Origin of the sequence: Candidatus Aalborgicola defluviihabitans, assembly GCF_016705985.1 — a bacterium.
GTDB lineage: Bacteria > Pseudomonadota > Gammaproteobacteria > Burkholderiales > Burkholderiaceae_C > Allorhodoferax > Allorhodoferax defluviihabitans.
This window is the reverse complement of record NZ_JADJKN010000005.1, coordinates 206,156-225,844: the sequence shown is the minus strand read 5'-3', so window position 1 is coordinate 225,844 and position 19,689 is coordinate 206,156. Positions and strand designations below refer to the sequence as shown.

Below are 19,689 nucleotides of genomic sequence, written 5' to 3'. Positions count from 1 at the left end.
TTGTGCTGAAACTATCAAATTTACATGCCTTTTACGGCAAGAGCCATGTGCTGCATGGCGTGGATATGGAGATCAATGGTGGCGAAATTGTGGCCTTGCTGGGCCGCAACGGTTCAGGCCGTTCCACCACAGCCAAGTCCATGATGGGTCTGGTTGACTGCAAGGGGTCCATGATCTGGAAAGGCAAGGAAGTGCTGGGCAAGAAGACCTTTGAGATCGCCCATTTGGGCATTGGCTACGTGCCTGAAAGTCGTGACATCTTCCCAAAGCTCACCGTGCACCAGAATCTGCTGCTAGGCCAAAAACGCGAACAAAAGAACCCGCGCTGGTCATTTGATGACATGTACAAGATGTTCCCCCGCCTCAAAGAGCGGGAGCACACCGAAGCCGGGGTGTTGTCTGGCGGCGAGCAGCAAATGTTGACTCTGTGTCGCACCCTCATGGGTGACCCGGACCTAATCATCATTGATGAGCCTACGGAAGGGCTGGCGCCCAAGATCGTGGAGTTGGTGGCCGAATACCTGCAAGAGTTGCGCAAGCGCGGTATCTCGGTATTGCTGATTGAGCAAAAACTCACCATTGCCATGAAGATTTCCGACCGCTGCCTGGTCATGGGCCATGGGCACATCGTTTTTAAAGGAACACCCGACGAACTGCGTGCCAACAGCGCCATCCGCAAGGAATGGCTGGAGGTGTAATTGCTTTTGTCCCAACTGTGACATGCCGCCTCGGGGGACGGTAGATATTCCCCCTACAATTGAAAACGAACGATCGTTCTATTTTTGGTTAGACCACTACCACACCAAGGAATGCAAGCATGACCGCCCAATACCAAGTCCACGGCGACGTCGCCGTCATCACTCTCAACAACCCGCCGGTCAACGGTCTGGGTCTCTCGACTCGGCTAGGCATTACGGATGGTGTGGCCAAGGCCAATGCCGATGCAGCCGTCAAAGCCATTGTCGTGACGGGCGCCGGTGGAGCCTTCTCCGGCGGTGCCGACATCAAGGAATTCGGATCGCCGAAGGCACTACAAGAACCCAATCTGATCAGCGTCATTGGCGTACTGGAAAATTCCGCCAAACCAATTGTGGCGGCGATTCATACTGTTGCCATGGGCGGTGGCCTTGAACTGGCACTGGGTTGCCACTACCGCATTGCAGCGCCTGGCGCCAGCATTGCACTGCCCGAAGTCAAGCTGGGCCTCATTCCCGGTGCTGGTGGCACACAGCGCTTGCCACGCGTATTGGGCGTGGAGCCGGCGCTGAACATGATCGTCAGCGGCGAACCCATCAAGAGCGAAATGCTGGCGATGTTGCCCGGCCAGAAGCTGTTCGACAAAATGGCGGCATCCACCGCATCGCTGGCGGAAGAAGCCCTGGCCTTTGCCCGATCTGTGGCCGACGTGCGTCCCATGCCTGTTGTGCGCAATATGCCCTGCAAGCATCCCCAGGGCGATGCCTATTTCCAATTTGCCCGCAACATGGTCAAGGGCATGTCCAAGAATTTCCCGGCGCCCGCCAAATGTGTGGATGCCGTAGAAGCCGCCACCAAGAACAAATTTGATGCTGGCATGGCAGTGGAACGCGAGATCTTCATCAATTTGATGCTGACACCCGAGAGCAAGTCCCTGCGCCACCTGTTCTTGTCCGAACGGGCTGCATCCAAGATTCCCGATGTGCCATCGGACACCCCGCAACGCGACATCAAATCCGTGGCCATCATTGGCGCTGGCACCATGGGAGGCGGTATTGCCATGAACTTCTTGAACGCGGGCATTCCCGTCAAGATGCTGGAAATGAAGCAAGAAGCGCTGGACCGTGGCGTGGCCACCATCCGCAAAAACTACGAAGCCCAGGTCACCAAGAAGAAACTCAAGCAAGACAAGTACGAGCAGCGCATGAGCCTGCTGACCACCACCCTGAGCTACGACGACCTGACCGGCACCGATATGGTGATCGAAGCTGTGTTTGAAGAAATCGGCGTGAAAGAGACCGTGTTCAAGGAATTGGACCGCGTGATGAAGCCCGGTGCCATTCTGGCCTCCAACACCTCCACACTCGATGTCAACAAAATCGCCTCCTTTACCAATCGTCCACAAGACGTGGTGGGGCTGCACTTCTTCAGCCCCGCCAACGTGATGAAGCTGCTGGAAGTGGTGCGTGGCGAGAAGACCGCCAAGGACGTCATGGCCACTGTCATGGCAGTCGCCAAGAAGATCAAAAAGACGGCAGTGGTGTCCGGTGTGTGCGACGGCTTCATTGGCAACCGCATGATCGAGCAATATGGCCGTCAAGGTGGCTTCTTGCTGGACGAGGGCTGCACCCCCGCACAGGTGGACAAGGCTATGGAAAAATTTGGCATGGCCATGGGCCCATTCCGCATGGGTGACTTGGCGGGTAACGATATTGGCTGGGCCATCCGCAAGCGCCGCTACAGCGAAAAGCCCCACATGAAATACAGCAAAACGGCTGACTTGTTGTGCGAAAAGGGCCGCTTTGGCCAGAAAACTGGCGCCGGCTGGTACGACTATGTGCCCGGCAAACGCGACGCCATTCCCAATGCAGAAGTGGTGGCCATGATTGAAGCCCACCGCAAGGCCATTGGCATCACACCACGCAAAATTTCGGATGAAGAAATTGTGCAACGTCTGGTGTTCAGCCTGGTCAATGAGGCCGCACATATTCTGGAAGAGGGCATTGCCAACAAGGCCAGCGACATCGACATTGTCTACATCTTCGGTTATGGCTTCCCGGCGCACCGTGGTGGCCCGATGAACTATGCCGATGAAGTGGGCCTGTTCAATGTGGTCCAAGCCATGAACCGCTTTGCCCAGAATCCACTGGACGACGCCAAGTTCTGGCAACCTGCGCCGCTTTTGGCGAAGTTGGTTGCTGAAGGCAAGACCTTTAACTGAGCGCAGCAGGTCATACCATGATCCGCAAAATTGCCCTGTTTGTTTTGGCCGCGTTGGTGTTATTGGCTGCGGTGGTGGGAATCAACACGGTGCGCAAGGGCTCGCGCCAAATGGACGTGGCGGCAGTGGCACCGGTTGCTGTGGACGAAGCCGGCGCCAGCGCGCGCCTGGGTGAGGCAGTGCGCTTGCGCACCGTGTCATCCCGCGACGATGCCAGCCTGAACGCGGACCAGTTCCGCCAGCTGCACAGCCTGTTGCAGACGCGCTTTCCCAAGGCGCATGCCGTGCTCAAGCGTGAACTGATTGGCGAGTTGAGCGTGCTCTACACCTGGGAAGGCAGCAACCCCAAGGCGCCACCCATCCTGTTGCTTGCACACCAGGACGTGGTGCCGGTTGCGCCTGGTACCGAGGGTGATTGGCAAGTTGCGCCGTTCAGTGGTGAGGTGAAGGATGGCTTTGTCTGGGGCCGTGGCTCCTGGGACGACAAGGGCAACCTGATGTCGCAGATGGAAGCTGTCGAGATGCTGGTGGCTAGTGGCTACAAGCCCGAACGGACCGTCTATTTGGCCTATGGCGCCGATGAAGAAGTGAGCGGTCTGCGCGGAGCCGCCAAGATTGCGGCTGTACTCAAGGAGCGCAATATTCGTCTGGACTTCGTCATTGATGAAGGTTTGTTGGTGCTAGACGGCATCCTGCCTGGCCTGACCAAGCCGGCGGCATTGATTGGTGTGGCCGAGAAAGGTTACCTGTCGGTGGTGCTGAAGATGTCCGCAACGCCGGGTCACTCCTCCATGCCACCCAAAAAGGGCACCAGCGCCATTGCCATGATGAGTGCCGCCCTCAAGCGGCTTGATGACGAGCAGTTGCCGGGTGGTATTCGCGGTGTGGGTGGTGAAATGTTCGACACGCTGGCGCCCGAAATGGGCGGCTTTTCGCGCGTGGCCTTGTCCAACCTGTGGCTGTTTGGCCCGGTGGTGCAAAAACAGCTGGAGGGCGCTGGCAGCACCAATGCCATGCTGCGTACCACCACGGCGCTGACCATTGTGAATGCGGGCAACAAGGAAAACGTATTGCCCGGACGCGCCGAGGCAACAGTCAACTTCCGCATCCTGCCGGGTGACACCAAAGAGCAGGTTATGGAGCATGTGCGCAAGGAAGTCGGGCAGGCCGTTGGGGCCGATAAATTTGAGCTGATGGCCTTGCCGGGCGCAGTGGATGCATCCAAAGTGGCGCCCACCGACTCGGCACAGTACCGCCTGCTCGACAAGACCATTCATGAAGTGTTTCCTGGCGTGCTGGTGGCACCGGGCCTGATGATTGCGGCGACTGACTCCGTTCATTACGGCGAGATCAGCGACCATATCTTCAAGTTCTCCCCAGTGCGCGCGAACGCCGAAGACTTAAAACGTTTCCATGGCACCAACGAGCGCCTCTCGGTTGCCAATTACGCAGAAGCCATCCGCTTCTACCACCGTTTGATTAGCCAGGGTGCCCAGGCGCCCAAACCCTGAATTCCATTAGAAAAGGACTGACCATGACATCCGCAGTAATCGTATCGACCGCCCGCACCCCGCTTGCCAAGAGCTGGAAAGGTTCGTTCAACATGACCCACGGTGCCACGCTGGGTGGCCACGCCGTGGAGCATGCCATTAAGCGCGCCGGCATTGAGGCGGCCGAGGTGGACGACGTCATCATGGGCTGTGCCACGCCCGAAGGCGCCACCGGCGCCAACATCGCACGCCAGATCGCGCTGCGTGCGGGCTGCCCCGTCACCACCTCGGGCATGACCGTCAACCGCTTTTGCTCCTCCGGTTTGCAGACCATTGCCATCGCCTCGCAACGCATCATTGCCAATGAAGGCGATATCTATGTGGCCGGTGGTGTCGAAGCCATCTCTTGCGTGCAGCAAGAGATGAACACGCACATGCTCAATGACCCCTGGCTGGTCAAGAACAAGCCCGAGATTTACTGGAATATGCTGCAGACCGCTGAGAACGTAGCCAAGCGCTACAACATCGGCCGTGACGCCATGGACGAATACGGTGCCGCCAGCCAGCAAAGGGCCACCGCGGCGCTGGAAGCCGGTTTGTTCAAGGCCGAAATTGCCCCCATCACTGTGACTATGGGTGTGGCCGACAAGGTTATGGGTCTGATGACCAAGCAAGTCACCGTCAGTGATGACGAAGGCATCCGCGCCGGTACCACCAAGGAAGGCATCAGCGGCCTGCGTTCTGCCGTGCCCGGTGGCCTGATCACTGCGGGTAATGCCAGCCAGTTTTCGGATGGCGGTGGCGCCGTGGTGGTGATGCACGAAAAAATTGCCGAGCAAAAGGGCCTCAAGCCCCTGGGCCGTTTCCTGGGCTTTGCTGTGGCCGGTTGCGAGCCGGACGAAATGGGTATTGGCCCGGTCTATGCCATTCCCAAGGTGCTGGCGCGGCTGGGTCTGAAGGTCAGCGACATCGACCTGTGGGAACTGAATGAAGCGTTTGCCGTTCAGGTGATCTATTGCCGTGACAAGCTGGGTATTCCGGCGGACAGGCTCAACGTCAACGGCGGCGCCATTGCGGTGGGCCACCCCTACGGTGTTAGCGGCCAGCGCCTGACTGGCCACGCGCTGATCGAAGGCAAGCGCCGTGGTGCCAAGCGGGTGTGTGTGACCATGTGCATTGGCGGTGGCATGGGTGCCGCCGGCATCTTTGAAGTGCTGTAACTAACGGTCACCCCAGGTCTTCTCCAGCGCGCGCCTGTCGCGCTTGGTGGGGCGACCATGCTCCAGGGTGTGGGCGGGTTCGGGGTTCAGGCGCCTGTGCTCGGCGGCTTGCGCCCGTTGAGCCAGGCTTTCAGGGGTTTCGGTGTAAAGCTGTTGCGCCACAGGTGCGGGGCCGCGTTGTTCGCTGATTCCCTGTACCACCACCTCATGCGATATATTGGCCTGCCAAACGGTCAGTACATCCCCCACACGTACCTCCTTGGAGGGCTTGAGGGCTTGCTGACCCATGAGTACATGGCCGTGGTTGACGGCTTCAGTGGCCAGTGAGCGTGTCTTGAAAAAGCGTGCGGCCCACAGCCATTTGTCGATTCGGGTGGATTCCATGGTTACAGTGTTGTACGGCCCAATGTTACCGTCTAACCTTATCAAGCAGTTTCGCGCCATTGCGTCCGGCACCCGGTTAGTTAGTGGACTGTTAACTTGGCCTCTAGCCCTCGTGGAATATACGCAAGGCACTATAAAAATAATAGTAAATCATTGTTCTGCCTATCCCGCGGACATGGGCAACCCGGCGCGTTAACATTCGCCCATGGAAAACACGGATACCCTGCCGCGCGACGCCCAGAGCATTCTGGAGCTGGCAGCGCGCTCCATGTTTGACCTGTTTGCCAACGCCAGCGAAGGCATGATGCTGGTGGACCGTGCTGCCCGCGTGGTCTGGATCAACGACCAATACAAACGTTTCTTGCCGGCCTTGGGGTATGAGCGGGCAGAAGATTTTGTTGGCCACCTAGTGTCGGAGGTGGTGCAAAACACCCAAATGCACCATGTGCTGGAAACTGGCAAGCCCATCCTGATTGACCTGCTCACCAACCGTGCCGGCACATTTGTGGTCAGTCGCATTCCGCTGCGCGATGCGGCGGGGCAGGTGATTGGTGCGCTGGGCATTGTGCTGTTCGACCATCCAGAGACGACGCTGCAGCCGCTGATCGAGAAATTTGCGCGGCTTCAGCGCGACCTTGACGACGCCAGGCGTGAACTTGCCAGTCAACGCCTACAAGGCAGCGGGCAACGCCAGTCCAAATACACCTTTGCCAGCTTTGTGGGGCAAAGCCCCGCCGCAGTCGAGGTCAAGCGCCAGGCGCGCCGGGCAGCGCAGTCCAGTAGTCCGGTTCTGCTGTTGGGAGAAACCGGCACCGGCAAAGAACTGTTGGCCCATGCCATTCATGCAGCGTCGTCACGCGCCAAAGCCGCATTTATCAGTGTCAATATTGCGGCAGTGCCCGAGTCCCTGCTGGAGGCCGAGTTTTTTGGTTATGCGCCGGGCGCATTTACCGGGGCTGACCGCAAGGGGCGCGACGGCAAGTTTCTGCTGGCCAGTGGGGGAACCCTGTTTCTCGATGAAATTGGCGATATGCCGCAGGCCTTGCAAAGCAAGCTGCTGCGTGCGCTGCAGGAGGGCGAGATTGAGCCCCTGGGCTCCAACAAGCTGCTGCAAATCAACGTGCGGGTGATTGCCGCCACCTCGCGCGATCTTGCCCAGCTGGTGCGCGAGGGAACATTTCGGGAAGACCTGTTTTACCGCCTCAACGTGTTGCCCGTTCGCGTGCCGCCCCTGCGCGAGCGCCGCGCCGACATTGCCGCATTGTTGGAGGTACTGGGTGAAGACGTGGCCCTGCGCAGTGGGTTGCCTTCCCCCGAGCTCAGCCGCGAGGCGTTGGGCCTGCTGGAAGCACAGCTCTGGCGTGGCAATATCCGCGAACTGCGTAACGTGTTGGAGCAGGCCGCTATGCGCAGCGAGTCTCACCGTATTGAGGTGCAGGCCATTGAAGCCGTCTTGCGTGAGTCCGGTTTACCGCCACTGACCGCAGCCGCCGTGCAGCCGGACTTGGCCGTGCCACCAACGGTAAATCCGGCGCCGGATGCGGCTGGTCTGCTACGTCCGCTGGCGGTGCAGGTGGCTGAGTTGGAGGCTCGCGCGATTCAGGCAGCTTTGGCTGCACACAAAGGCAATAAAGTGGCTGCTGCGAAAGCGTTGGGCATTGCCCGCGCTACGCTGTACGGACGATTGTAATATGTTCAATATAAATACATATCGTCCAAAAATTAGACAATTTAATTGTATTTAAATTAGACATTAGTTCAAATTCTTGACTGATGTTAGAAAATAGCCAATGAAATCAAGGCCTCTTCATCTGGCATGAATCATGCTGAACCATGCCGGGTTCACTATTACTACAGGAGACATGCATGCATCCCATCCATCTGAAAGCTGCAGCCACTCGCGCGGCACTGATCGCTGCTGGCCTGTGCGCAGCCGTTGTCGGCAGCACTGCCTTTGCTCAATCTGGGGAAATCAAAATTGCCCACATTTACAGCAAGACCGGTCCGTTGGAGGCCTATGGCAAACAGACGCAAACGGGTCTGCAAATGGGTTTGGAATACGCCACTGAAGGCACCATGATGGTGGCTGGCAAGAAGATTGTGCTGATGGAGCGTGACGACCAGGGCAAACCAGACCTTGGCAAGAGCCTGCTGGCAGCTGCCTACGCGGACGACAAGGCCGACATTGCGGTCGGCCCGACCTCGTCGGGCGTGGCGCTTGCCATGTTGCCGGTCGCTGAGGAGTACAAAAAAATTCTGTTGGTCGAGCCCGCTGTGGCCGACTCCATTACCGGTGACAAGTGGAACAAGTACATCTTCCGCACTGGCCGCAACTCCAGCCAGGACGCCATCAGCAACGCCACGGCCATGGACAAGGATGGCGTCACCGTGGCCACACTGGCCCAGGACTATGCCTTTGGCCGTGACGGCGTGAAAGCTTTCAAGGACAACCTCAAGCACGCCAAGATCGGGCACGAGGAATACCTGCCGCAAAACACGACCGACTTTACCGCTGGCATTCAACGCATCGTGGATGCGTTGAAGGACAAGCCCGGCAAGAAGGCGATCGAAGTTATCTGGGCCGGTGGTACGCCACCCTTCAACGCGCTGGCAGCGCAAGACCTGAAAAAACGGTACGGCATTGACGTCTTCTCCGGTGGCAATATCCTGCCGGCCATGGCGGCGTACAAAAACTTTCCGGGTATGGAAGGTGCAACCTACTATTACTTCGGCATTCCCAAGAACCCTGTCAATGACGCCTTGGTCGCCGCACACTACAAGGCATACAAGACACCACCAGATTTCTTTACCGCTGGTGGCTTCTCCGCAGCCATGGCGTTGGTGACGGCGCTCAAAAAGACCCATGGCGACACCAAGACCAACAACTTGATCAAGACCATGGAAGGCATGAGCTTTGACACACCCAAGGGCAAGATGACTTTCCGCAAGGAAGATCATCAGGCAATGCAAAGCATGTACCACTTCAAGATCAAGAACGATCCAGCCTTTGCCTGGGGCGTGCCTGAGTTGGTGCACGAAATCAAGGCGGAAGAGATGAATATTCCTATCCGCAATCAGCGCTAAGCCCGCTGCTTCCGCCCGTTTTTGGGTGGCGCCGGCCTCACGCTATTGAGGCCGGCTGGTCAGGGCTCTTGGCCCTGAATAAATCCTCTGTTCTTCGCTGGAAGCGCATTCATTGATTGCGCCATACCCACCTTTTGCCTAAATACTTTGCGCCATGCTTGAAACCCGAGACCTGACGATCCGCTTTGGTGGCCACGTCGCTGTCAACGCCGTGAGTTGCGCCTTTGCGCCCGGCACACTGACGGCCATCGTTGGTCCCAACGGCGCTGGCAAGACGACGTATTTCAACCTTATCTCCGGCCAGCTCAAGGCCTCGGCCGGGCAGGTGTTGTTGGGCGGGCGCGAACTCTCTGGTCTGTCGGTACCCGAACGCGCGCGGGCCGGGCTTGGACGGGCGTTTCAGCTCACCAACCTGTTCCCACAACTTACGGTGGAGGAAAACGTGCGCCTGGCGGTGCAAGCGGCACAGCCGGGCCGCCACCGGCGCGGGCTAAACCTGTGGAGCATCTGGAGCGACCACACCGACCTGATTGCGAAGGCCGACGGCATCCTGGCCAGCGTGGCACTGTTCGATCGCGCGAAAACGCCCGTTGCCAGCCTGCCGCATGGCGATCAGCGCAAGCTCGAAGTGGCACTGTTGATGGCGCTGGACCCGCAGGTCTATATGTTTGACGAACCCACAGCCGGCATGAGCCACGACGAGGCACCGGTAATCCTGAATCTGATTCGTGAACTGAAGAAAGACAAGAGCAAGATCATTTTGCTCGTCGAACACAAGATGGACGTGGTGGGCGAGCTGGCCGACCGCATCATCGTACTCACCAACGGCACGCTGGTGGCCGATGGTCTGCCAGCTGAAGTGATTGCCTCGCCGGTGGTGCAAGAAGCTTACTTGGGGGTGGCTCCCCCCGATCCCAGGCTTCCCCCTCAAGGCGTAGGGAGCAGTACCCCATGAACCAGCCTCTGCTTACTCTCAAAGGGGTACACACCCACATCGCGGCCTACCATATCCTGCATGGCGTTGACCTGGCCGTGCCACGGGGTGAAGTCACCATGCTGCTTGGGCGCAATGGCGCGGGCAAGACGACCACGCTGCGCACCATCATGGGCCTGTGGCTTGCGTCTAAAGGTACAGTCAAGTTCGACGGACAAGACATCACGCGCCTGGCCACGCCGCAGATTGCCGGACTTGGCATTGCGTACGTGCCCGAGAACATGGGCATCTTTGCTGACCTGACGGTGAAGGAAAACATGCTGCTGGCCGCGCGCAGCGCACGCACTGCCGCGCAAATGGACGGTGAACGGCTGGCCTGGATTTTTCAGTTGTTTCCAGCAGTGGAGAAATTCTGGAACCACCCGGCTGGCAAGCTCTCGGGCGGGCAAAAGCAGATGCTGGCAGTAGCACGTGCCATCGTCGAGCCGCGTGAGCTGCTCATCGTGGACGAGCCCAGCAAGGGGCTGGCGCCGGCCATCATCAACAACATGATCTCTGCCTTCGACCAGCTCAAGCAGCGCGGTGTGACGATCTTGCTCGTCGAGCAAAACATCAATTTTGCCAAACGCCTGGGCGACAGCGTGGCCGTCATGGACAACGGCAAGGTGGTCCATAGCGGTTCCATGAAAGAACTGGCTGACAACGAAGAATTGCAACACGCCTTGCTGGGGTTGGCGATATGAAAAATAGCAACTTTGACTGGAAGCCGCTGGCGCTTGTGCCGGTGCTGGCGCTGATGGTGGTGCCCTTCATTGGCTCGCCTTCGACTTGGCTCACGCTGACGGTGGCCGGGCTGGCGATGGGAATGATCATCTTCATCATTGCCTCGGGTCTGACGCTGATTTTTGGCCTGATGGACGTGCTCAACTTCGGCCACGGCGTGTTCATTGCGCTCGGTGCCTTTGTGGCGGTGAGCGTGTTGGGTAGCATGCCCGACTGGACTGGCTCGCAAGAGCTCTGGCGCAACCTGGTGGCAGTCATCCCGGCCATGCTCATCGCTATGTTGGTGGCTGGTGCCGTGGGCTTGGCGTTTGAGCGCTTCATCGTGCGGCCGGTGTATGGCCAGCACTTGAAGCAGATCCTCATCACCATGGGCGGGATGATCATCGGTGAAGAGATTATCAAGATGATCTGGGGTCCGGCGCAGATTCCGCTGCCGCTGCCGGCTGGCATGCAGGGCTCGCTCTTCATCGGCGATGCGGCCATTGAGAAATACCGCCTGATTGCCGTGGTCGTGGGTCTGCTGGTTTTCGGCTTGTTGGCGTGGACTTTGGCGCGTACCAAGGTAGGCCTCTTGATCCGCGCCGGCGTGCAGGATCGCGAGATGGTCGAGTCGCTGGGCTACCGCATCCGGCGATTGTTCATTGGTGTTTTTGTGGCGGGCAGTGCGCTTGCCGGGCTGGGTGGCGTGATGTGGGGTCTGTACCAACAGAGTGTGATTCCGCAGATGGGCGCGCAGGTCAACGTGCTGATCTTCATTGTCATCATCATCGGCGGCCTGGGCAGCACAGGTGGGGCTTTGATTGGTGCGCTGCTGGTGGGCCTGATGGCCAACTACACGGGCTTTCTGGTGCCCAAGGTGGCGCTGTTTTCCAACATCGCGCTGATGGTTGCCATTCTGCTGTGGCGCCCACAGGGCGTTTATCCGGTCACAAGCCGCTGAACCGGAGCCACGTCATGCTGAATCGTATCCTCTCTGGTGACTATCCGCGCAGCCGCGTACTGACCGTGGTGCTGCTTGCCATCTTCCTCGGGCTCGCCTTTGCGCCGTTCTTGTTTCCCGGCGTCAAGGCTCTGTCGGTCGCGGCCAAGGTGCTGATTTTCATCGTGCTGGTCGCCAGCTTCGATTTGCTGTTGGGGTACACCGGTATCGTGAGCTTTGCGCACACCATGTTCTTTGGCATCGGCGCTTACGGTGTGGCCGTGGCCAGTACACGCATGGGTGCGGGCTGGGATGCTCTGGCAGTGGGCATTGCCGGTGGCTTGGCCGTGTCTTTTGTGCTGGCGTTGGCGGTGGGCCTGTTCTCGTTGCGGGTGCGCGCCATCTTCTTCGCCATGATCACGCTGGCCGTGGCGGCAGCGTTCCAGACCCTGGCTTCGCAACTTTTCGAGATCACCGGCGGTGAAGACGGCCTCACCTTCCGACTGCCTGAGCTGCTCTCGCCGAGCCACGAGTTTGCCGAAGACCCGTTCTTGGGCGTTTCGCTGGACGGGCGACTGCTTACCTACTACCTGCTCTTTGTGACCGCAGTTGTGCTGGTGCTGGCGCTGCTGCGCATCGTCAATTCGCCATTTGGTCGCGTGCTGCAGGCGATTCGTGAAAACGAATTCCGCGCCGAGGCTATTGGCTACCGCGTGGTGGTGTACCGCACGCTTTCCAGCGTGTTGTCTGCCTTGTTCGCGTGCCTGGCCGGTGCCATGCTGGCCGTCTGGTTGCGCTACAACGGGCCAGACACCTCGCTGTCGTTTGAAATCATGATCGACGTGCTGCTCATCGTCGTCATCGGCGGCATGGGCACCATTTACGGCGCGGCCATTGGCGCGGTGCTGTTTCTCGTCGCACAAAGTTATCTGCAAGACCTGCTGCGCCTGGGCAGCGAGGCCACCAGCGCCTTGCCCTGGCTGTCGGCACTGCTGTCGCCTGACCGCTGGCTGCTCTGGCTGGGCGTCTTGTTTGTGCTTTCGGTTTATTACTTTCCCTCGGGCGTGGTGGGGAAGTTGCGCGCGCTCCGTGCGCAGCACTAACCACGCCGTAGCGCTTTGATTCATAACCACAACTGGAGACATGTATGCATAGCCAATTCGACACCCGGACATTGACATTAGTGGCCGCCGCCGCGGCCCTGGTTTGTGCCTCGGCACTGACCGGCTGCGGCGGGGCCACGGCCCTGGATCCAGTCAATACGCTGCCCAGCGGCATTACCGACCTGGGCGCGAAGACGTATCGTGCCACCACCACCGGTGCCGCAAATACAGCGGCCGGACAGGACTTGTTGACTGCTGGTCTGGGAAAGAGCGGTATTGCCAGTACCGCCGCTGCGACGCTGACCAGCTTTGCCGACCCTGCCAACCCAACAGTCGATGAATTGCGACGCAATGCGGTTCAGTCCAATTACCGTGGCTTGGTTGACAACACCGCCGGTGGCGGCTTTGGCGTACTGTACGGGCCCAATATTGACCTGTCTGGCAAGGCGACCTTGGGTGAAGGTCTGGTGCCCGGCATTGAATACACCGGCGTGCTGGATGACGCGGCAGGGCGCAAGCGCGTAACCATGGCTGTGCAGGTGCCCGACAATTTTGATGTCAACAATCCTTGCGTGGTGGTGGGCCCATCTTCCGGTTCACGCGGCGTTTACGGCGCCATTGCCACGGCGTCGGACTGGGGACTCAAGCGTGGGTGTGCCGTGGCCCTGACGGATGCCGGCAAGGGCATGGGCCTGTATGACCTGAGCGACGACACTGTACACAAGGTCGATGGCACGCGCGCCACCCGTACCGTGGCCGGCACGCTGTCCAACTTTGCAGCCAATATTTCCGATGCGGCACGCGCGGCATTCAACACTGCTTTCCCAAACCGGCTGGCACTCAAACACGCACACTCGCAGCTCAATCCCGAGAAGGACTGGGGCAATGACACCCTGAGCGCAGCAGCCTACGCGTTGTATGTGCTCAACCAGCAGTATGCGCCGACAGTCAATAACACCCCATCCAAGGGCGTGCGCTTTACTGCCGCGAACACCATGGTGATTGCGGCTTCGGTATCCAACGGCGGCGCTGCAGTGCTGCGTGCGGCAGAGCAAGACACCGCCGGTCTGATTGATGGTGTGGTGGCTGGTGAGCCCAGCGCCCAGCCATCATCCACCAGTGGCTACGGTGTGCAATTTGGCGGGGTTGATGTTGGGGGCTTTGGCAAGCCGCTGATGGACTACTTCACCATTGCCAACCTGTATCAACCTTGCGCGGCACTGGCCGCCCCGGCCGCGCTGACCGAGGTGTCCATCTACAACTACATTGGTCTGACTGCTCAGACCACCACTGCCACCAACCGCTGCACGCAATTAGCTGCCAAAGGATTGGTGACGGGTGCTACTACGGCCGCACAGGCTGCAGATGCGCTGTCCAAGCTGCATGCGGCCGGCTGGACCGCCGACAACGACACCATGCACAACGCGCACTATGCGCTGGGTAATGCCGTGATCATTTCCATGATGTACACCAATGCCTATGGCCGCTTCTCGGTGACGGACAACGTGTGTGGCATGAGTGCCGCAGCAGTGGCAGCCGGTGCACCTGCAGCAATCGCCGCCACGGTGAAGGCCGCCAGCTATGCCACCGGTAACGGTACGGTCAACGGCACGCCTGCCACTGTGATTTACAACGACTCGGTGGGCGGTGCCAAGGGCTGGAACCTGGGTGTCTCGCCCAGCACCGGCGTGGCCGACTTCTCGCTTGATGCAGCCCTGTGCCAACGTGCGTTGTACACCGGTGTGGATAGCGTCAGTGGCGCAGCCCTTGCTGCCAACTCCACACCAACCAAGGCGCAAAGTGATGCGGTGCGCGCCGGTGTGAACGAGGTGCTGCTCAATGGCAACCTGCGCGGTAAGCCCACGTTGATGCTGGCTGGCCGAAGTGACGCGCTGCTTCCGATCAACAACTCGGAGCGTGCTTATGCGGCCTACAACCGTTCAGTGGAAGGGTCGGGCAGCAAGCTGCGCTACATCGAGGTCACCAACGCACAGCACTTTGATACCTTCAATGCGTTTTCGGGCTTTGATACACGCTTTGTACCCCTGCATAGCTATTTTGTGCAAGCCATGAATGCCATGTACGCCAACCTCAAGAGTGGCACTGCGTTGCCACCCAGCCAGGTGGTGCGCACCACGGCACGTGGCGGTGCGGCGGGTGCAGCGCCAGCCATCACAGCGGCGAATGTGCCGGCCATCAGTGCCAGCCCGGTGGCAGCTGACCAAATCGGATTTGCCGGAACTGCGCTGAGCGTGCCCAATTAGGCAGGTATCGCCATTGCAACTGTGACGTGTAGAAAGTGACCCTGCCATGACGTATGCCTCCCACTACTTGCGCTGTGCCGGGCATGAAATTCATTACACCGAATGGGGGGCACCCAGCGCGCCCGTCGTGATCGCCTGGCATGGCCTGGCGCGCACCGGGCGTGACATGGATGAGCTGGCACAGCACCTGAGCAGCCGCTATCGCGTGATTTGCCCCGACACCATCGGCCGGGGTTTAAGCCAGTGGAGCAGCCGTCCGGCCCAGGAGTACTGTCTGGCTTTCTACGCGCGCATTGCAACCAATCTGTTTGACCAGTTGGGCATTCAGCGCGCCCATTGGGTGGGAACCTCGATGGGGGGCGCCATTGGTACGGTGTGCGCGTCGGGTTTATTGGAACCATCCATGGCGGCGCGCATCCAGAGCCTGACCCTGAACGACAACGCGCCGGCTCTGGCGGCGTCAGCCATCGCCCGCATCCGTGAATACGCCGGCAGCCCACCGTCCTTTGCCACGGTGGGTGAGTTGGAAGCCTTCTTCCGTCAGGTCTACAAGCCCTACGGCTGGTTGAGCGACGCCCAGTGGCGCCGCCTGACCGAAACCTCCACCCGCCGCCTGCCTGATGGGCGGGTGACGCCCCATTACGACCCGGCCATGGTGCAGCAGTTCGCCTACCATCCGGACGATTACCTGATATGGGAGCATTACGATGCGCTGCAGATTCCGGTTCTGGCGATGCACGGCATGGAATCCGACCTGGTACTGGACGAGACCATCGAGGCCATGCGCCACCGCGGTCCCGGTGCTGCTGGCCGTCTGCAGGTGATGGAGGTTGCTGGCTGTGGTCACGCCCCGGCCCTGAATGTGCCCGCGCAACTGGATTGCGTTACTGCCTTCATTGACCGGGTTGCTGGGGCTTAACGTGCATTTAATGAAATGGCACTTAGTGCCCATCCACCGACACTGCAGCCCAAGACGACCAGCCACGGCGGCAGCTTCCAAAACATCAAGGCGACAAGTGCCAGCAGCGCCAATCCAAAGTCTTCCAACTTAAACACGGCGCCTGTCCAGACCGGGTGATAGAGCGCAGCCAAAAGCAAGCCAACCACGGCGGCGTTCACACCTGCCAGCGCTGCCTGGGCGTGCCGGCTGCGACGCAGTTGTTCCCAAAACGGCAACGCGCAAAAGACCAATAGAAATGACGGCACGAAAATGGAAATCAGGCAGATCAATGCGCCAACCCAGCCACTGGGTGAGCCATCCATGGACGCGCCCAGAAAGGCCGAAAAAGTGAAGAGCGGGCCTGGAACCGCCTGCGCCAGCCCATAGCCTGTCAGGAAGGTCTCGTTTGTCACCCAATGGTTGGGAACAACGGCTGCTTGCAGGAGGGGCAGCACAATATGGCCACCACCAAAAACCAGTGATCCTGCCCGATAGAAAGCGTTGACAAGTGCCAGCCAGTGATTGGGCCAGAGCGCCAGCAACGCAGGCAAACCCATCAGCAATCCGAAGAACAATCCGAGCAGGATAATCCCGGTTCTGCGACCGATGGTGATTGGGAATGGCTCATGGTTCAGGTCTTGGGAGGGCTGAATCAGCGCAACACCGATGACTGCAGCGGCGGCAATCACGCCAACTTGCCCCCAAGCAGTCGGCCAAAACAGAACAACGCACGCAGTGACAACAGCGATAGCAAACCGTGCCGTATCGGTACAGAGTTTTCGTGCCATGCCATAGACCGCTTGGGCAACCACCGCGACGGCGACGATTTTTAAACCATGCAGCGCGCCCGCCGGAAAGGTGCTCCCCCACGTGGATAGGCCAACGGCAAACCCGTACAACATGATGGCAGAGGGCAGTGTGAATCCAGCCCATGCGGCCAAGGCGCCTGCAAATCCACCCCGCACCATACCCAGCGCCATACCGACCTGACTACTGGCGGGTCCGGGCAAGAACTGGCACAGCGCTACAAGATCGGCATAACTGCGCTCGCTGATCCAGCGCCGTCGAACGACGAATTCATCACGGAAATAGCCAAGGTGTGCAATGGGCCCGCCGAACGAGGTCAGTCCCAGGCGAAGGAATACAAGAAAGATCGTCCCCACGTTGAATCGCTGGTGTGTTGGCAGCATTGCAAATGGACGTAAGGCTCGGCAACTATCCGTGGCGGGCTTGCTGCAAAAATCCCTGATATTGCACTTCGGGTATCAGCAGGCCACCCGTGGTCCACACGATATGGTTGGCGCCAGGGCAGGCCAGCGCACTGGAGCGCAGGAGTCCGGGGCCACTGAACCCGATCGCTGCCGACGGCTCAATACGCAGGCACGCCGTGTCGTGCGCGAGGGCCAGATGGGTAAACAGCGTGTCATCGGCCACTGTGAATATCCCTGCCAGCAGTGGCCGCATGATTTGCGCTGCCAGCAGTGAAGCACGTGGCACGGCCAGGCCATCGGCCTCGGTCTGGTTGGTCAGGCCATAGTCGTACACGCTGTAGTGGCTGCCGGGTGGCGACAGCAGGTGCGCCAAAAAGCAGGGTGACTGCACCGGTTCGGCAAAGAAGCAGTGCACATGCGCCCCAAATAGCTGGTGCAGGCCCCACGCAATGCCCGACGGGGCACCACCCACGCCACAGGGCAGGTACACCACCAAGGGGTGTTCAGCATCCACCAGCACACCCTGGGTTTTCAGTTGGTCACGCAGGTGCAGTGCGGCAGCGCTGTAGCCTAAAAACAAGGACAGCGAGCGTTCATCATCAACAAAGTGGCATCGGTCATCGGCCTTCGCTTGCTGGCGTCCGCTTTCTACTGCACGCTCATAGTCGCCGCTGTGCTCTACCACTTCCACTCCATGCTGGCGCAGGCGTTGCTTCTTCCAGTCCTTGGCGTCGGCGGACATGTGCACCACCGCGCGAAATCCCAGCGCTGCGGCCATCACGCCAATGGCCATGCCCAGATTACCCGTAGAGCCCACGGCAATCTGGTGCTGGCCAAACAGTGCCCGCGCGGTTGGCTGGGCCAAGGTGCGGTAGTCCCCATCCAGCGTGATCAGGCCGTTTTGCAGGGCCAGGTTTTCGGCCTGCTCCAACACTTCGTGAAAACCACCCCGGGCTTTTATGGAGCCGGCCACCGGCAAGCTGTGGTCGGCCTTGACCCACAGGCGGCCGTGCTCGCGTGGCAAGCCCAGTGCCTGCTGCAATTGCGGCATGACCAACAGGTCGGACTCAATGTGCCCTTGGCTGGCTGCCAGTTCAGGAAACAGCTGCGCCAGCAGCGGTGCAAAGCGTGCAACGCGGCTTTGGGCCGCCAGCATGCCCGCTGCATCCACCAGCGCGGCATCGCCGGATTGCGCGGCCACCCCCCGCTCGGGGTTGAGCCAGAGCTGCGGTGTTGCTGTACGTAGCCGATTGATGTGGAGTGAAATCAGGCTCTAGCCCTCGTCAAATATACGTAATGCGCTATCAAAATAGAAGTAATTGGTGGAAAGGTTGCATGGCTATTGCCGTGCACCCAGTGCCAATGCGGCAGTACGGGATGCGGTGAGCGTGGCCGGGTCAATAGCCGTCTGGGTTTGCCAACCCGCCAGATGGCGTTCGCTGATATTGCACAGGGCGGTGATCCACTCGGGGTCGTCGTTCAGGCAGGGGATGTAGTGGAACTCCTTGCCGCCGGCCGCCAGAAAGGCGTGGCGCGCCTCCATGTTGATTTCTTCCAGCGTTTCCAGGCAGTCGCTGCTAAAGCCCGGGCAGACCACGTCCACCCGCTTGACGCCGGCCTGGCCCATGGCAATCAGGCTGGGTTCGGTGTAGGGCTCCAGCCATTTGGCACGGCCCAGGCGGGACTGAAACGTGACCTTGTAGTCCGTCTTGTTCAAACCCAGGCGCTCGGCCAGCAGGCGAGCGGTCTTCATGCACTCGCAGTGGTAGGGGTCGCCCAGCTCCAGCGTGCGTGCGGGCACACCGTGAAAGCTCATCACCAACTGATCCGGGCAGCCGTGTGCTTTCCAGTGGCGCTGGACGCTGGACGCCAAGGCCGCAATGTAGTCGGTATCGTCGTGGTAGTGGTTGATGAAGCGCAGCTCGGGCACGGCGCGGGTGCGTTGAGCCCAGGCGTAGACCGCATCGAACACGCTGGCCGTCGTGGTGGCGCTGTATTGCGGGTAGGCTGGTACCACCAGCACGCGGGTTACGCCATCGGCCTTCATGGCGTCGAGCTGGGAGGTGATGGACGTGCTGCCGTAGCGCATGGCCCAGCGCACCTTGACTGGGTGGTTGCGCTGTCCCAGCCAGCCCTGCAGCAGCTTGGCCTGCTTTTCGGTCCAGACCTTCAGGGGTGAGCCCTCGGGCGTCCAGACACTGGCATATTTGGCTGCCGATTTGGCAGGGCGAAAGCGCAGGATGATGCCGTGCAGGATGAACCACCAGACCAGCCTGGGGATTTCCACCACGCGGTGGTCGCTTAAAAATTCGGCCAAATAGCGCCGCACTGCGGCGGGGGTGGTGCATCGGGTGTGCCCAGGTTGCACAGCAAGATGGCAGTCTTGGGCGCTTGGCCGTGGGTGTAGGCTGGTTCGTTTTCGAAGGGCATGGGGTATTCT

The 19,689-nt window shown here is 59.7% G+C and carries 15 protein-coding genes and 1 pseudogene; 12 read left to right on the top strand and 4 right to left on the bottom strand.

Annotated elements, in window-relative coordinates; translation table 11 throughout:
- The first annotated feature begins 2 nt into the window (after positions 1-2).
- The 4 genes from IPI80_RS05895 (at position 3) to IPI80_RS05880 (ending at position 5,627) form a co-directional block, all read left to right on the top strand.
- Positions 3-698, top strand: coding sequence for an ABC transporter ATP-binding protein (locus IPI80_RS05895; RefSeq protein WP_413858106.1), 696 nt, complete (start codon positions 3-5; stop codon positions 696-698).
- A gap of 119 nt (positions 699-817) precedes the next feature.
- On the top strand, positions 818-2,917 hold the full coding sequence (locus tag IPI80_RS05890; protein ID WP_413858104.1) for a 3-hydroxyacyl-CoA dehydrogenase NAD-binding domain-containing protein: 2,100 nt from the start codon (positions 818-820) through the stop codon (positions 2,915-2,917).
- Positions 2,914-4,428 (top strand): M20 family peptidase, encoded by a 1,515-nt coding sequence (locus tag IPI80_RS05885; protein ID WP_413858707.1) that lies wholly within the window; start codon positions 2,914-2,916, stop codon positions 4,426-4,428. The genes IPI80_RS05890 and IPI80_RS05885 overlap by 4 nt, the downstream gene beginning before the upstream one ends.
- A gap of 23 nt (positions 4,429-4,451) precedes the next feature.
- A complete protein-coding gene (locus IPI80_RS05880) occupies positions 4,452-5,627 on the top strand; it encodes an acetyl-CoA C-acyltransferase (protein WP_413858102.1) in 1,176 nt (391 codons plus the stop codon).
- On the opposite strand, the gene IPI80_RS05875 is transcribed toward IPI80_RS05880, so the two are convergent.
- Positions 5,628-6,011 carry an RNA-binding S4 domain-containing protein gene (locus IPI80_RS05875; RefSeq protein ID WP_413858100.1) on the bottom strand — a complete coding sequence of 128 codons (384 nt, stop codon included), beginning with the start codon at positions 6,009-6,011 and terminating at the stop codon, positions 5,628-5,630.
- 205 nt (positions 6,012-6,216) lie between these two features.
- On the opposite strand from IPI80_RS05875, the gene IPI80_RS05870 reads away from it, so the two are divergent.
- The 8 genes from IPI80_RS05870 (at position 6,217) to IPI80_RS05835 (ending at position 16,017) form a co-directional block, all read left to right on the top strand.
- On the top strand, positions 6,217-7,701 hold the full coding sequence (locus IPI80_RS05870; RefSeq protein WP_413858098.1) for a sigma-54 interaction domain-containing protein: 1,485 nt from the start codon (positions 6,217-6,219) through the stop codon (positions 7,699-7,701).
- A gap of 176 nt (positions 7,702-7,877) precedes the next feature.
- Positions 7,878-9,095, top strand: coding sequence for a substrate-binding domain-containing protein (locus IPI80_RS05865; RefSeq protein WP_413858096.1), 1,218 nt, complete (start codon positions 7,878-7,880; stop codon positions 9,093-9,095).
- A gap of 154 nt (positions 9,096-9,249) precedes the next feature.
- A complete protein-coding gene (locus IPI80_RS05860) occupies positions 9,250-10,050 on the top strand; it encodes an ABC transporter ATP-binding protein (RefSeq protein ID WP_413858094.1) in 801 nt (266 codons plus the stop codon).
- Entirely contained in the window at positions 10,047-10,772 is a 726-nt protein-coding gene (locus IPI80_RS05855) for an ABC transporter ATP-binding protein (protein ID WP_413858092.1), read from the top strand. Before IPI80_RS05860 ends, IPI80_RS05855 begins: the two co-directional genes overlap by 4 nt.
- Complete coding sequence (locus IPI80_RS05850) at positions 10,769-11,752, top strand: branched-chain amino acid ABC transporter permease (RefSeq protein WP_413858090.1); 984 nt, start codon at positions 10,769-10,771, stop codon at positions 11,750-11,752. Before IPI80_RS05855 ends, IPI80_RS05850 begins: the two co-directional genes overlap by 4 nt.
- Positions 11,753-11,766: 14 nt before the next feature.
- Complete coding sequence (locus IPI80_RS05845) at positions 11,767-12,834, top strand: branched-chain amino acid ABC transporter permease (RefSeq protein ID WP_413858088.1); 1,068 nt, start codon at positions 11,767-11,769, stop codon at positions 12,832-12,834.
- 44 nt (positions 12,835-12,878) lie between these two features.
- Positions 12,879-15,098 carry a 3-hydroxybutyrate oligomer hydrolase family protein gene (locus IPI80_RS05840; RefSeq protein WP_413858086.1) on the top strand — a complete coding sequence of 740 codons (2,220 nt, stop codon included), beginning with the start codon at positions 12,879-12,881 and terminating at the stop codon, positions 15,096-15,098.
- 46 nt (positions 15,099-15,144) lie between these two features.
- The gene (locus IPI80_RS05835) at positions 15,145-16,017 is read left to right on the top strand and encodes an alpha/beta fold hydrolase (RefSeq protein ID WP_413858084.1); all 873 of its coding nucleotides are present in this window, start codon (positions 15,145-15,147) and stop codon (positions 16,015-16,017) included.
- Here the strand turns inward: IPI80_RS05835 and chrA are convergent.
- The 3 genes and pseudogenes from chrA to hemH all read right to left on the bottom strand — a co-directional run bounded on the left by chrA (position 16,014) and on the right by hemH (position 19,679).
- Entirely contained in the window at positions 16,014-17,228 is a 1,215-nt protein-coding gene (gene chrA, locus IPI80_RS05830) for a chromate efflux transporter (protein ID WP_413858082.1), read from the bottom strand. The two genes, IPI80_RS05835 and chrA, sit on opposite strands and share 4 nt — an antisense overlap.
- Before the next feature lie 25 nt (positions 17,229-17,253).
- A complete protein-coding gene (locus IPI80_RS05825) occupies positions 17,254-18,519 on the bottom strand; it encodes a D-serine ammonia-lyase (RefSeq protein WP_413858705.1) in 1,266 nt (421 codons plus the stop codon).
- 69 nt (positions 18,520-18,588) lie between these two features.
- Positions 18,589-19,679 (bottom strand): annotated as a pseudogene (gene hemH / locus IPI80_RS05820) (ferrochelatase).
- Positions 19,680-19,689 lie beyond the last annotated feature (10 nt).